Below are 13,893 nucleotides of genomic sequence, written 5' to 3'. Positions count from 1 at the left end.
GTCACTTATCTCCTGTTGCCGAACCGATCAGCATGGTGATTCCGTCGAGCGCTGCCACATGGCTGACAAATGCATCGCCCCTGACTTCAAAGTTCTTATATTGGTCGAAGCTTGCGCAAGCCGGGGATAACATCACCGCGACAGGCCCAGTTTCATCTTTTTCCGCATCGGCAGCCGCATGTGCGACGGCGCGCTCCAGCGTGCCCGAGATCTCGTAGGGCACCGCCTCGCCGAGGGTGGCCGCAAACTCCGCTGCCGCCTCGCCGATCAGATAGGCCTTGGCGATGCGCGGAAAGAACGGCGCAAGCGTCGTGATGCCACCGGATTTCGGCAGGCCGCCGGCGATCCAGTAGATCCGGTCGTAGCTCGACAGTGCCGGTGCCGCCGCATCCGCATTGGTCGCCTTCGAATCGTTGACGAAGACGGCATTGCGGCGCATGCCGACCGGCTGCATGCGATGCTTGAGGCCGGGGAACGAGGCAAGCCCCGCACGGATCTCATCGGCAGAGACGCCGACCGCAAGGCAGGCCGCGACGGCGGCTGCCGCGTTCTGCGCGTTGTGGCTGCCGCGCAGCGTCTGGATGCCGTCGAGATCGGCCAGCGGAAGCGCCGCGCCATTGGTTGCGTGAATGAGTTTCGTGCCCTCGGCATAGATGCCATCGGCCAGCGGATGGCGGCGCGAAATGCGCACCACCTTGGTGCCGGCGCGCTCGACGCGGTCGGCAATCATTTCGCAATGGCTGTCATCGACACCGACGATCGCCGTATCGCTGCCCGCCACCAGCCGCTCCTTGACGTCGGCATAGTGCTGCATCGTGCCGTGGCGATCGAGATGGTCGGGCGTCAGGTTCAGCAGGATACCGGCCGAGGGGTTCAGCGTTGGTGCCAGATCGATCTGGTAGGACGAGCACTCGACGACGTAGAAGCGCTGCGCCTTTGGCGGATCCAGAGTCAGCACCGCCGTGCCGATATTGCCGCCGAGCTGCGTGTCGCGGCCGCTGGTCTTCAGGATATGAGCAATCAGCGCCGTCGTCGTCGATTTGCCGTTGGTGCCGGTGATGGCGATGAACGGGCAATCGGGCGCATGCGCCCGGCGCTCGCGGACGAAGAGCTCGACGTCACCGACGATATCGACACCGGCCCCACGCGCCAGATCGACAGTCCAATGCGGCTTCGGATGGGTGAGCGGCACGCCGGGAGAGAGCACGAAAAGCGATTGCGACGCCCAGTCGATGGTGCGCAGGTCAGCGGTCGCGATCCCCTCGGCGCCGGCTTTCGCGACACTGTCAGGATTGTCGTCCCAGACAATGACATCAGCCCCGCCCGCGACCAGCGCCCGCGCCGTCGCAAGGCCGGAACCACCGAGCCCGAAGAGCGCGACCTTTTTGCCAGCAAGTGTGGTGACCGGGATCATCGTCCGCTTACCGCAGCTTGAGGGTCGAGAGGCCGAGCATCGCAAGGCCGACCGCGACGATCCAGAAACGGATGACCACCTGGCTTTCCGTCCAGCCCTTCTTTTCGAAATGGTGATGGATCGGCGCCATCAGGAAGACGCGCCGTCCGGTCATCTTGAAGAAGCCGACCTGGATGATGACAGACAGCGTCTCCATGACGAACAGACCGCCGATGATCGCCATAACGATCTCGTGCTTGGTGGCAACGGCAACCGTACCGATCGTGCCGCCGAGCGCCAGCGAACCGGTGTCGCCCATGAAGATTGCGGCGGGCGGCGCATTGAACCAGAGGAAGCCGAGACCTGCACCAATGACCGCACCGAGAACGACGGCAAGCTCGCCGGTGCCGGGTACGAAATTGATCTGCAGATAGCCCGCGAACACCGCGTTACCGGCAAGATAGGAGATAATACCGAAGGAGGCGGCTGCAATCATCACCGGCACGATCGCCAGACCATCCAGACCATCCGTCAGGTTCACGGCATTGCCGGCGGCCACGATGACGAAACCGCCGAAAACCACGAACATGATGCCGAGATTGATCAGGAAATCCTTGAAGAAGGGGAATGCGACCGACGAACCGAAGGTCGAGCCTGCAGGACCCGACGCCAGCGACGTGCGCATCATGAAATAGACGGCGATACCGGCAATGATGAACTCGATGCCGAGGCGGGCCTTGCCGGAAAAGCCCTTGTCGCTCTGCTTCGTCACCTTGAGATAATCGTCATAGAAGCCGATGGCGCCGAAACCGAGCGTCACCAGCAGCGTCGCCACGACATAGACGTTCGAAAGGTCGGCCCAGAGCAGCGATGCCCCGACGATGCCCGCCAGGATCATCAACCCGCCCATCGTCGGCGTCCCGGCCTTCTTGAAATGCGTCTGCGGCCCGTCTGCACGGATCGGCTGACCCTTGCCCTGGCGGATGCGCAGCGAACGGATGATCACCGGCCCGAACAGGAAGACGATCAGCGCGGAGGTAAAGAGGGAGGCCCCTGTGCGGAAGGTAATGTATCTGAACAGGTTCAGAAATTTAAAATGTTCCGACAGTTCGACTAGCCAAATCAGCATTCAGGGCCCCTTGTTTACCCGGTCAAATCTCGCGCTGCGTGTCCGCAAATGGCGCAAACTTGTCAAGGAGCGCGGCAACGATCTTGCCGAAACCTATCCCCAATGACGATTTGACCATCAAGACATCGCCCGGCTCGACCGAGTTCAGTACAAAATCTTTGAGTTCTGCCGTCGTCTCGCGATACTCGACGGCAACGCTGTCAGGAAGCGATTCCCTCAGCGCCTGCATATCCTTGCCCGCCAGCCAGACATGCTCGATGCCAGCCGCAAGAAGCGGACCGGCGAGATCGGCATGCACGCGCTCGGCAAATTCGCCCATCTCCAACATGTCGCCGAGAACGGCGATCCGGCGTCCGTAGCCCGAAGGCACTGCAGCCGCGAGCAGCGCGATCGCCGCGCGCATCGAGGCCGGATTGGCATTGTAGCTTTCGTCGATCAGCGTCAGGCTGCCTGCGCCGAGCCGCAGCTTGTGGCGCTGCCCCCTGCCCTTTTCGGGCTGCAGGGTCGCCAGCGCATCGATCGCCTTGTCGAGATCGGCACCGACGAGCGTCACGACGCCGAGGGCGGCAAGCGCGTTTTCGGCAATGTGGCGGCCAGGCGCGCCGATCGCCACTTCCAGCGTATCGCCGTCGATCGTCAGCCACAGCGCCGAGCTCTCGTCCGAGCCGTTGAATTCGGCGAGACGGTACTCGGCCTTGGCGTGCTGGCCGAAGGAATGGATGTTGCTGATCCCAAGCGCCTGCGCCGTACGCTCGAGGAAATTATACTGGTCGTTGTCGCGGTTGAGAACGACATGACCGCCGGGCACCAGACCTTCGAAGATCTCCGCCTTGGCGGTGGCGATTTCCTTGATGCTCTTGAAGTTGCCGAGATGCGCCGGTGCGATCGTGGTGATGACGGCGACATGCGGGCGGATCATCTGCACCAGCGGACGGATTTCGCCCGGGTGGTTCATGCCGACTTCGAACACGCCGAAATGCGTATCGAGCGGCATGCGCGCCAAAGTCAGCGGCACGCCCCAGTGATTGTTGAAGGATGCTACGGACGCATGCACCTTGCCGGATGGCGACAGCACATGGCGCAGCATTTCCTTGGTTGTCGTCTTGCCGACCGAACCGGTAACGGCGATGATCTGCGCCCGCGACCGTTGGCGCGATGCAACGGCAAGACGCTCGAGCGCCGCCAGCACATCCTCGACGACGATCATCGGCACCGTCAGACGGCCAAGACCCGCAAGGCGTGCCTCACTGACGACAAGCAGCGACGCACCGTTCGCCATCGCCATGGAGGCGTAGTCGTGACCATCGACCCGATCGCCCTTGATGGCGAAGAAGGCTTCGCCTGAAGCAATCGAGCGGCTGTCGATGGAAATGCCTGTTATGCCCTGCGGAAGCGTGCCGAAGGGGCGCCCCGCCATGGCGGCAATCATGTCTTCCGTGGTCCAAAGCCAGTTCAAGGTTTCGCCTCCTCCAAGGCTTCACGCACTTCGGCGTGGTCGGAGAAAGGCAGCGTTACACTCCCGATGGTCTGCCCCTCTTCATGCCCCTTGCCCGCAACGATCAGCGTGTCGCCAGCCTTCAGCATCGCCACCGCCTTGCTGATCGCCAGCGAGCGGTCGGCGATCTCGGTGGCGCAGGTCGCAGCCGCCATGATCTCGGCGCGGATCTTCGCCGGGTCTTCCGAGCGCGGATTGTCGTCGGTGACGATCACCACATCGGCCAGACGGCAGGCGATCTCGCCCATGATCGGCCGCTTGCCCTTGTCGCGGTCGCCGCCGCAGCCGAACACCACGACGACACGGCCGGTGGTGAACGGGCGGACGGAATTCAGAACGTTTTCAAGTGCATCCGGCTTGTGAGCGTAATCGACATAGGCGAGCGCGCCATCGTGGGTATGGCCGACAAGCTCCAAACGCCCGGAGGCGCCCTGCAGCTTTTCGAGAGCCGCCATCGCCACCTTGGCGGGCACGCCCGTCGACATCGCAAGACCCGCGGCAACCAGCGCATTGGCAATCTGGAAATCGCCGGCCAGCGGAATATCGACCTCGAAGATCTCACCGCCGGAATGCACTTCGGCCACCTGCTTGTGACGGAAATGCTCGACGCGCTTCAGGGTAAGGTAATCGCCCTTTCGGCCGACAGTGCGGACGTCGTGATCGGCATCGGTCGCCGCCTTGATCGCCTGCGCCGACCAGGCATCGTCGGCGAAGATGATCGCCGGTGCGCCCTTCGGCAGCAGCGTATCGAACAGCCGCATCTTGGCGGCCATGTAGTCCTCGATCGTCGGATGGTAATCCATGTGATCGCGGCCGAGATTGGTAAAGGCGGCGGCGGCAAGCTTCACGCCGTCGAGACGACTCTGGTCGAGACCGTGGCTCGAGGCTTCCATCGAGGCATGGGTGACGCCTTCATCGGCAAGTTCCGCCAGCAGCTTGTGCAGCGAAACCGGATCCGGCGTCGTCAGCGAACCGTAGTCGTTGCGCGTGGGCGAGACGACGCCCGTCGTGCCGATCATCGCTGCCGGGTGTCCGGCATGGGCCCAGATCTGGCGCGTGAAGGAGGCGACCGAGGTCTTTCCCGCAGTGCCTGTCACGGCAACCATGGTGGCAGGCTGCTTGCCATAGAAATTGGCAGCAGCAAGAGACAGGAAGCGGCGCGGTTCCTTGACGGCAAGAACGGGAATGGAGGATTCGACCGGCTGCGAGGTGATGGCGACGGCTGCACCGTTCTTCGCCGCATCGGCGATGAAGCTCGCACCGTCGGCCTTGGTACCGGCGACGGCGACGAAGGCCGCGCCGTGTCCGGCCTTGCGGCTGTCAGCCGTGAGGCCCGATATCTCCAGCGCGCCCACCGGTCCGTCGAGTTGATCCTTGATTTCCGGAAATGCGCTTCCGGCAATGTCCCGCAGTTTCATCGAACGTCTTTTCTCTCTGGCGCCGTTCACCCCACGCGAATCGGCGCCGTATTCATTCAGACTCAATAAGACACCAACAAGGCCGATCCGTCTTCGCCGAATTGCGGCTCGACGCCGAGAATGGGGGCAGCGCGGCGGATAATGTTCTTGACCATCGGCGCGGCAGTATAAGCCGCGATGTTCTGGCCCTTCTCGCCGTTATGCGGCTCGTCGCAGAAGGTCAGCACCACATAGCGTGGGTTGTCGATCGGGAAGGCCGCCAGGAAGGCGTTGAAATTGAGGTTATGCGCATAGCGGCCATTGACGACCTTGTCGGCCGTCCCCGTCTTGCCGCCGACATTGAAGCCCGCCACATCGGCGTTACGGCCCGAGCCCTTCAGACCGTTCAGCTTGAAGAGATAGCGGATCGCGTCGCTGGTGCTTTTCTTGACAACGACTTCAGCCGTTTCGTCCGCCTGTTCGCGGGTACGCGGCAGGAAGGTCGGCTCGATCAGCTTGCCGCCGTTGACGAGAGCCGCACCGGCAACCGCCGTCTGCATCGGCGTCGTCGAGACGCCGTGGCCGAAGGAGATCGTGATCGAGTTGATCTTCTTCCAGACCTTCGGCTGGCTCGGCATCTTGACTTCCGGAAGCTCGGTCTTCATCCGCGTCAGCAGGCCGAACCGCGTCAGATAGTCTTTCTGCATCTCCATGCCGACGATATCGATCATCTTCGCCGTACCGATGTTCGACGAATATTCGAAGATTTCAGGCACGGTCAGCCAGCGGCGCTGGCCGTGGAAGTCGTTGATAGTGAACCCGCCGATGCGGATCGGGCGGCTGGCATCGAAGCTGTCGTTGATGCTGACCTTGCCGCTATCGAGTGCCATGGCCGTCGAGAAGGTCTTGAAGGTCGAGCCCATTTCGAACGTGCCGTTCGACATGCGGTTCAGCCAGCCTTCCTTGGCGCCCTCTTCCGGATTGTTCGGATCGAAATCCGGCGCGGAGGCCATACCGAGCACTTCGCCGGTATGGATGTCGAGCACGACGGCACCGGCACCCTTAGCTTCATAATTGGTGACGGCGCTGGTGACGACGTCGCGAACAATATTTTGGACACGGATATCGATCGACAGCTTCACCGGCTCGAGCGGCTGGTCGCTGGTCATGCCGACGGAGGCGAGATCGGCGAGGCCCTGGTCGTCGATATATTTCTCCATGCCGGAGACGCCGCGGTTGTCGATGTTGACGTAACCGAGAATGTGCGAAGCAGTCGGGCCACCCGGATAGAAGCGGCGCTTCTCCGGACGGAAGCCGATGCCGGGAATACCGAGCGCCAGGATCTGGCTCTGCTGCTTCGGCGTCAACTGGCGGCGCAGCCAGGCGAAGTGCGAGGTCTTTACCGACAGTTTCTTGTAGGTACCCTTGGCGTCGAGATCCGGCAGCACGGTCGCCAGCTTCTCGATCGCCTCATCAACGTCGACAATCTTGTTCGGCTCGGCAAACAGCGAAACGGTGCGAATGTCGGTGGCCAGCACCTCACCGTTGCGGTCGAGAATATCAGGACGCGATGCCATGAGACGATCGGGCGGCAGGATCGAGGAGACGATCTCCTGATCCTTCATCGCATATTCGACCAGACGGCCGCCGATGACGCCGTAAAGCGCTGTAAAGCCAAGGATAAGCAAGCCGACGCGGCTTTTCGCCTGCCCGGCCTTTTTCTTGCGCGAACCCTCGAGCGGAATGCTGCCCGACGGACCGCCGAAGCGGTTATAGACGCCGGAGGAGAAATGCGCCTGGCTCTTCAACACCATGATGCGGGAGAGAAACGACATGGCCTACTCCACCGATCCGGTTGCGATCTGATCCGTATCGTCCTCAGGCTCTTCGACCCGCGGCACCGGCTTCGGCGTTACCTTTGCGGCAACCTTGGCACCGGCGGCAGGCTTTGCGGCGGACGCCACAGCACCCGTCGCATGCTTCTGGTCCGCCTTGGCCTCCGTCACATCCGGAACCGGAACCTCCGCCTTCAGCATCGGCAATTCGCGGGCATGAACGAGAGCGGTGGAATCGGTCGGCTGCAGCTTGAGTTCGTCATTATAGGTGTTGACGAGGCGCTCCAGCCGGTTCGGCTGCGATTGCAGCGCCCAGTCGGCCTTCAACAGCTCGATCGTATCCTTCTCGAGCTTGATCTCGGCTTCGAGGCGGTGAACCTCCTCGAGCTTCAGCTCGGCGCGATGCTTGATCGTATAGGTCACGGCCGCCGCGGCCGTCATCACACCAATCAAGACGAAGTCGAACGTTCTCAGCACATCAACCCCCAAGTTTTCCGAGACTGGCCAAACTAGGCAGACCGAAGATGGACATGTCCGCCGCTTCGGCCGGAGCCGATGTGCGCTCCCCAGCGCGCAGCTTGGCGGAACGTGCCCGTGGATTCACTTCGGCTTCCGCCTGACTGGCAGCAACCATAGACTTCCCGACTGCAGTAAAGGTCGCGGCGCGCTCGTGCGCCACCGGCAGGTGACGCGAGCCCGAGGCCTTGCCTGCGCGGTCGGAGAAGAATTTCTTGACGATCCGGTCTTCCAGCGAATGGAAGGTGACGACGACGAGCCGCCCGCCGGGCTTCAGCGCCCGCTCGGCAGCAAACAGCGCCTGCGCCAGTTCACCAAGCTCGTCGTTGACGAAGATGCGCAGCGCCTGAAACACCTGCGTTGCCGGATGGATCTTGTCCTTCATCTTGCGCGGCGTCACCAGCTCGATGAGACCGGCGAGATCGCGGGTCGTCTCGAACAGCTTCTCAGCGCGGCGCTTTTCGATGGCATGCGCGATGCGCGGCGCCTGATCTTCTTCGCCGAGGAAATGGAAGATGCGGATGAGTTCGGCCACCTTGGCGCGATTGACGACGTCGGCAGCAGAAACCCCGGCAGCCGACATGCGCATGTCGAGCGGGCCGTTCTTCGAGAACGAAAAGCCGCGCTCGGCCTCGTCGATCTGCATCGAGGAGACGCCGATATCGAGCACGACACCGTCGAGGCCCGCATCAGGCGCATGATCGGCAAGATGCGAAAATTGCGAATGAATGAGCCGCAGATGACCGGCATGTTCCGCGACCAGCGCCTGACCGGCAGCGATTGCCGTCGGGTCGCGATCGAGCGCGATCACATCGGCGCCAGCCGCAAGGATCGCCGACGTATAACCGCCAGCCCCGAACGTGCCGTCGAGAACGCTCTTGCCGGACGCAGGCGCCAGTGCATCAAGGACTTCGCGCAGAAGAACCGGAATGTGACGAACCGGTCCGCCACTGGCATCAGAAGAATCTCCGCCAGGATTCGTCACCATTCCGCGCCCTCGCTTGTTCAGGAGCGCTTGCCCGCCAGCGCGCGCTCCCCTCGTGCCTGAAGCTGGGCCGCCTGAAATGCCTGCGGCTGCCACAGCTGAAAATGATCTGCCCGACCAACGAAAGTCACTTCGTCCGAGATCCCCGTGAAATCCCGCATGAAATCCGTGACCATCAAACGCCCCTCGGCGTCGAGCTTCATGAAGACCCCGCCCCCATGAATGAGAAGCGACATCTCGTTCGCAACCGGCGAAAACGGATCCTCCGCAGCAATCTGCCGTTCGAACCTTTCGAGAAGATCCGGACCGCCGACGCTGATCGCCGGAAACACAAAATCCTGGAAGCAATACAGCTCCTGGATATTGCGCTGCGCCAGCACGGAACGAAACACCGCCGGCACAGAAACCCTGCCCTTGGAATCGATCCTGTTGGTCGCATTTGAGAGGAAGCGGCTCATGACACGAAACATCCGTTCCCGAAAGAGCCCGGACAGAAACAACGCGCCCAAAACTCCCAAAATCAGACACAGCTTCGCTAGCCGGATGAATGGAATTCCATCCGGCGCTTCCGGAACGGAAGGCGCCTTGGCTTTGCGATTGATGGGCAGATGATTGCCCTTGTGCAGTGCTCTTATGGGATACCATGGGACCATATGGGCGTCAATGGGAAACGCCCCTCTCGCGATGAGCGCAGTATCGAAAATTTATAAGCTGTTAAGTTTAACAAAGGGTTAGGATTGGCATTTTCCGGCACCCGGAAAAGCATCCGTGAGAAAATGGGAATATAGATCAAAGGCCCGATTTCGCGCCGCGAAAATCACGCGATAACAACACCTTCGGCTTTTACGCCGAATGTGCTGAGAGACAGAAAGTGTAATCGCCAGTTGGCCTGTAAGCCGGGTTCTGTATGGCTCCGGTTTGACCCGGAACGTGGCAGCCATTCCTCTGGGACGGCGTTTGCACGCCGCCTCTCGCAACCCACCCGGATGACTGGCCTGGAAACCGGCCGGAAGGCTTGCGCCAACCACGTCATCCCTATTCGGTCTTGCTCCCGGTGGGGTTTACCTTGCCATCGCCGTTGCCGGAGACGCGGTGGGCTCTTACCCCACCCTTTCACCCTTACCTGCGCAGGCGCAGGCGGTTTGCTTTCTGTGGCACTTTCCCTGAGGTCGCCCTCGCCGGACGTTATCCGGCACCGTATTTCCGTGGAGCCCGGACTTTCCTCACCTTACCACCTTTCGGCATTGTAAAGCGCGGCTGCCCGGCCAACTGGCAGCGCTCCCTTAGCGGAGCCGTCAGCGAATTGCCACAGCAAATATCGCCGCCAGTTACCGGAAAGACGGTTTGAAATCCGCCTGGTAGCCCTGAGGAGCAATCTGGCCGGTCAGCAACAGCTCCGCCCCGAGCCGCCCTATCTCGTCCGAGCTCTTTGCCGAGGTCCCGGCGCAACCGGTCAGGACGGCAATATTGGGCGACGAGGTGAGGCCGATCATCGGATGCTTGCTGGATGTCTTCGACACTACGCAGGAGGCAGTGGAGACCGAAAGTGGCTTCAGTTCGGGAATCAGACGTCTGGTAATCAACATCAGGTGATCGCGCGCCCGCGGCCTGCCGTCGGTGCGAAACCACGCCCGCAGTTCTGCATCGGTCTTCAGCTGATAATCATCAGGGTCGCCACCGATCTTCAGGTAGAGCTTGCCATCAGGGTAGCGGATCGGCGGCAGCAAGTAGATGTCGATACCAGGCGCATCCAGAATGAGCGACGGCATGCCGGCAAAAGCTGCTGCCTGCTCCTCGCTGACTTCGAACAGCGTCACCGTCCGCCCGTAAACCGACATGTCAACGGTTTCGGCCAAGAGATTCTCGTTGATAGAAAAACCGCCTGCGGCGAGCAGGACTTTTTCGGCCGTGATGGTCTCGCCTGATGCGGTGATTACGGTGACCGTATCGCCCCGCTCCCGGATCGCCGTGACATAGTCACGGATCACGGTGGCACCACGTTTTTCAGCGATGATCGACTGCGCCTTCACCAGCCGCCGCGGGCTGATATAGCCAGCGTCCTTCGCCTGGAAGACACCCTCGCAGCCCTGCGGCAGCGAGAAATACGGAAAGGTCTGCGCGAGTGCTGCAGCATCCAGCGTCTGGACATCGACTTTGAGCGAATCCGCCGCCGCCCTGGTATCGCTGACATAGTCACCACCGGCCGGCGCGACCACAACACAGCCTGCTTCGGTATAGAAATCCACACCGCTTTCAGACGAAATCTCCGCGTAACGGGCGATCGAGCGGTTGGCGAGAAGCGCCCAGTCGCGGTCCGGATCGACCGTGCGGGTGATGCGGCCCTCGTCGTAATGGCTGGCAAAGACGCCTTGATGCGCCTTGCGATTCTCCGGTTCGTCGGGGCCGATGACAGCCACACCATCCGCCTGCATCGCAAGATGCTTGGCCGCAGCCGCACCCATCATGCCCCGGCCGACGACGATATATTTGAAATCTGCTGCCATGGCTGCCTTCCCTGCCTGCCGGAATAGGATTCCAGAAAATTCGGGGATAGGGATAGCCGCCTGCGAGGTGAGCGGCAAGGCGGCCGAACCGTCTTCAACCCGGCCATGCCTCACCTCGCTTCGCGACGTCAGACACCAAGGCCGGCAAGTTGAATCATTTTCTGAAGTGCAGGCGGAAAGGGATTCCGCATCAACAGGTTACGGGCGCCCTTAGAGAAGCGCCAGAACCTTGCCGCAATAGGCCTTGGAGACCGGGTTCATGCGCTTGGCGGCATGACCGGCATTGTATTTAAGGATCGTGCCGCAGGTTTCGCCGCCGCCGAGTTCATGCGCCATGGAGAGGTACTTCATGCCGTATTTGATGTTGGTCTCGGGATCGAACAGACCCTTCTTCGTACCGGCATAGCCCATCATTCGTGCGGTTGCCGGCTTGATCTGCATCAGGCCGACTTCGCCTGCGCTGCCGCGGGCATTCGGATTGAAGTTGCTTTCGACCCGCACCACGGCGGATGCCAGCGCAACGGGAACATCATACTGCTTTGCGTATTTTGCGATCAGCACCGAATATTTGTTGGTCGCAAAGTCTGGCATGGCGTAGCCGCTGCCACGATCGACGGTCTTGAATTTAACGGTCTCAGTCTTATCAGTTTTATTATCTGCTTCGCCTGCGAAGGCACAGTTATACCCTGCCAGCAGCACGCCCACGCATGCCGCAGCACCAATAATCGCATTTCTCATGTAGTCTTGACACTCCGACCCAAAGAATTGCCGGACTGCGCGCCTCGCCGTCTCACGGTAACACGCAGCCAAGGAATGACTGCATGCCGCAGCAATTCTTATCGTTTCAGTTGGCGCCCTTCCGCTACACTATACCCAAGGCGGCGGACGCTGTTCAGCGGCAGGGGTTAGACCATCGCAATGAGGAGATAATAGGGAAATGATGTGGCACTGCACAATTCAAGTGTGAATCGGCAAATTCGCCGGTGAAGGCACCGGCACGCCGCTTAGGAATAGCGGGGCAGCGCGGCAAGCAGGCGATGCAGCGTATCGATCGTCGAAAAATCGGCTATCCCATCCACCCGCTCAGGGCGGAAATGGCGCTGAAAAGCCTCCAGTTCGCCAGCCATCTTGTCGGAGAATTCACCCGTGATTTCCGTGCCGTAACCATAAAGCGACAGCATCGACTGCAGCGCCTCGATCGGCTGCCCCCGGTCGCCTCGCTGAAAGAACCGCCCGCCGGTGATCGGCGCCGGTTCGACCCAGTGCCCGACCCCTGCTTTATGCAGCTCTCCCCAGGGGAATCTCTCGCCCGGATCGACCTTGCGAACCGGTGCCACATCGGAATGCCCGAGCACCCTTTCGGGCACGATGGACCAACGTTCGCCACAATCCCGACACAGTTCGATCACTGCCGCAATCTGCTCGTTCGGGAATTCGGGCAGCCCGCCGGGATGGCCGGCATTGGCGATCTCGATGCCGATCGACGCCGAATTGACGTCGTCCTGTCCATGCCAGCTGCTCTTGCCCGCATGCCAGGCACGGCGCGTCTCCGGTACCATCTGCACGACCTCGCCATTCTCATGCACGAAGTAGTGCGACGAGACCTGGCTTTCCTCGCGACAGAGCCAGTCGAGCGCCGAGTCTGGCGTCGACATGCCCGTATAATGGAGAAGAATGATATCCGGCTTGCGTCCACCCGCGCGTTCGCCATGGTTCGGCGACGGCTTGACGGTGGCCTTGCGGTAATCGGCCTCGAAGGAGGTCATGCTGCCCGGCGTTCCTTTTCGATCGCCGCATAGGCGTCGTTGAGGGCTGCCATCCGCTCGTTGGCGATGGCATGAAACTCTTCCGGCACACCGCGCGAGACCAGCCGGTCAGGATGATTTTCGCTGACCAGCGCAAGATAACGGCGGCGGATCGTCGGGAAATCATCGGCCGAGGAAACGCCGAGAACCTTGTAGGGGTCACGGCCGATCGAGACGTGACGGGCGGCGATCTGCTCGAAGCGCTGCTCGCTCATCTGAAAGATTTCGGCGATATGGCGAAGGAAATTCATTTCCTTCTCGTGGATCAGCCCGTCGGCCTTGGCGATGTGGAAGAGACCATCGAGCACATCTTCCAGCACCGGGCAGTTGGCCGCGCAGGTGACACAGAGCGAAGACAGCTTCTCGGCATAGGCCTCGTAACCGGCCACGTCCTGGCGCGCCAGATTATAGAGACGGGCGACATTCTTCGCCTGATCCTGCGGAAATTCAAAGATGTCGCGGAAAGCCTGAACTTCCTTCTCGCTGACGATGCCGTCGGCTTTCGCCATCTTGGCGGAAAGCGCGATCACCGCCACAGAGAAAGCCACCTTCCGGCGCGTCTCCGGATCGCCTTCGAAAACCGTCCGCACGGCCTCGACAACCGCGGAGAGCACGTTGCCCGCGGTATTGCCAATGGCGTTCAGCAGTTTTTCCCAGAAGGACATCGAAGTTTCTCGCATCGCAATATCTGACAACACCATGACCAAATAATCGTTGCTAATGCAAGGCAGCGATTAGTCGTAGGGTTGAAAACACTTTTCACAATTCGGTAATTGTGCGCCGATCTGATGCCGCAATTTGCGTCTCGTCTGAGACAGTTTCCACAGATCTCGG

Annotated in this window: 12 protein-coding genes and 1 other RNA gene; all 13 read right to left on the bottom strand. The window is 61.1% G+C overall.

Translation table 11 applies throughout. From position 1 onward, the window contains the following. Position 1: 1 nt before the first annotated feature. On the bottom strand, positions 2-1,414 hold the full coding sequence (gene murD / locus J2X43_RS13470) for a UDP-N-acetylmuramoyl-L-alanine--D-glutamate ligase (protein WP_310294608.1): 1,413 nt from the start codon (positions 1,412-1,414) through the stop codon (positions 2-4). 7 nt (positions 1,415-1,421) lie between these two features. Next, the gene (mraY, locus tag J2X43_RS13465; RefSeq protein WP_112386983.1) at positions 1,422-2,522 is read right to left on the bottom strand and encodes a phospho-N-acetylmuramoyl-pentapeptide-transferase; all 1,101 of its coding nucleotides are present in this window, start codon (positions 2,520-2,522) and stop codon (positions 1,422-1,424) included. Between the two features lie 22 nt (positions 2,523-2,544). Continuing rightward, complete coding sequence (locus J2X43_RS13460; RefSeq protein ID WP_310294607.1) at positions 2,545-3,978, bottom strand: UDP-N-acetylmuramoylalanyl-D-glutamyl-2,6-diaminopimelate--D-alanyl-D-alanine ligase; 1,434 nt, start codon at positions 3,976-3,978, stop codon at positions 2,545-2,547. Continuing rightward, positions 3,975-5,435, bottom strand: coding sequence for a UDP-N-acetylmuramoyl-L-alanyl-D-glutamate--2,6-diaminopimelate ligase (locus J2X43_RS13455; RefSeq protein ID WP_310294605.1), 1,461 nt, complete (start codon positions 5,433-5,435; stop codon positions 3,975-3,977). The genes J2X43_RS13460 and J2X43_RS13455 overlap by 4 nt, the downstream gene beginning before the upstream one ends. A gap of 62 nt (positions 5,436-5,497) precedes the next feature. Next, positions 5,498-7,249: a penicillin-binding protein 2 gene (locus J2X43_RS13450; protein WP_112386980.1), complete on the bottom strand. Its 1,752-nt coding sequence runs from the start codon at positions 7,247-7,249 to the stop codon at positions 5,498-5,500. 3 nt (positions 7,250-7,252) lie between these two features. Then, a complete protein-coding gene (locus J2X43_RS13445) occupies positions 7,253-7,726 on the bottom strand; it encodes a hypothetical protein (RefSeq protein ID WP_310294603.1) in 474 nt (157 codons plus the stop codon). A gap of 1 nt (position 7,727) precedes the next feature. Then, positions 7,728-8,753 (bottom strand): 16S rRNA (cytosine(1402)-N(4))-methyltransferase RsmH, encoded by a 1,026-nt coding sequence (rsmH, locus tag J2X43_RS13440; RefSeq protein WP_112537754.1) that lies wholly within the window; start codon positions 8,751-8,753, stop codon positions 7,728-7,730. A gap of 17 nt (positions 8,754-8,770) precedes the next feature. Next, on the bottom strand, positions 8,771-9,208 hold the full coding sequence (gene mraZ, locus J2X43_RS13435) for a division/cell wall cluster transcriptional repressor MraZ (protein WP_112386977.1): 438 nt from the start codon (positions 9,206-9,208) through the stop codon (positions 8,771-8,773). A gap of 418 nt (positions 9,209-9,626) precedes the next feature. Next, positions 9,627-10,023: RNase P RNA component class A (gene rnpB, locus J2X43_RS13430), an RNA gene on the bottom strand. A gap of 55 nt (positions 10,024-10,078) precedes the next feature. Beyond that, entirely contained in the window at positions 10,079-11,254 is a 1,176-nt protein-coding gene (locus J2X43_RS13425; RefSeq protein WP_310294601.1) for an FAD-dependent oxidoreductase, read from the bottom strand. Positions 11,255-11,464: 210 nt separating this feature from the next. Next, on the bottom strand, positions 11,465-11,992 hold the full coding sequence (locus J2X43_RS13420; protein ID WP_112515871.1) for a lytic transglycosylase domain-containing protein: 528 nt from the start codon (positions 11,990-11,992) through the stop codon (positions 11,465-11,467). Between the two features lie 266 nt (positions 11,993-12,258). Further along, positions 12,259-13,020 carry an N-acetylmuramoyl-L-alanine amidase gene (locus J2X43_RS13415; protein ID WP_310294599.1) on the bottom strand — a complete coding sequence of 254 codons (762 nt, stop codon included), beginning with the start codon at positions 13,018-13,020 and terminating at the stop codon, positions 12,259-12,261. Further along, positions 13,017-13,724 carry a DnaJ family molecular chaperone gene (locus tag J2X43_RS13410; RefSeq protein WP_112386973.1) on the bottom strand — a complete coding sequence of 236 codons (708 nt, stop codon included), beginning with the start codon at positions 13,722-13,724 and terminating at the stop codon, positions 13,017-13,019. Before J2X43_RS13410 ends, J2X43_RS13415 begins: the two co-directional genes overlap by 4 nt. Between the last annotated feature and the right edge of the window lie 169 nt (positions 13,725-13,893).

It is taken from the genome of Rhizobium sp. BE258, assembly GCF_031457345.1.
GTDB lineage: Bacteria > Pseudomonadota > Alphaproteobacteria > Rhizobiales > Rhizobiaceae > Rhizobium.
The sequence above is the reverse complement of the archived record's forward strand: the minus strand, read 5'-3'. Positions and strand labels throughout refer to the sequence as shown.

Coding starts and splice junctions, on each gene's coding strand:
- murD (WP_310294608.1), bottom strand. CDS start 1,414: ATGATCCCGGTCACCACACTTGCTGGCAAAAAGGTCGCGCTCTTCGGG.
- mraY (WP_112386983.1), bottom strand. CDS start 2,522: ATGCTGATTTGGCTAGTCGAACTGTCGGAACATTTTAAATTTCTGAAC.
- J2X43_RS13455 (WP_310294605.1), bottom strand. CDS start 5,435: ATGAAACTGCGGGACATTGCCGGAAGCGCATTTCCGGAAATCAAGGAT.
- J2X43_RS13450 (WP_112386980.1), bottom strand. CDS start 7,249: ATGTCGTTTCTCTCCCGCATCATGGTGTTGAAGAGCCAGGCGCATTTC.
- rsmH (WP_112537754.1), bottom strand. CDS start 8,753: ATGGTGACGAATCCTGGCGGAGATTCTTCTGATGCCAGTGGCGGACCG.
- mraZ (WP_112386977.1), bottom strand. CDS start 9,208: ATGAGCCGCTTCCTCTCAAATGCGACCAACAGGATCGATTCCAAGGGC.
- J2X43_RS13425 (WP_310294601.1), bottom strand. CDS start 11,254: ATGGCAGCAGATTTCAAATATATCGTCGTCGGCCGGGGCATGATGGGT.
- J2X43_RS13420 (WP_112515871.1), bottom strand. CDS start 11,992: ATGAGAAATGCGATTATTGGTGCTGCGGCATGCGTGGGCGTGCTGCTG.
- J2X43_RS13415 (WP_310294599.1), bottom strand. CDS start 13,020: ATGACCTCCTTCGAGGCCGATTACCGCAAGGCCACCGTCAAGCCGTCG.
- J2X43_RS13410 (WP_112386973.1), bottom strand. CDS start 13,724: ATGTCCTTCTGGGAAAAACTGCTGAACGCCATTGGCAATACCGCGGGC.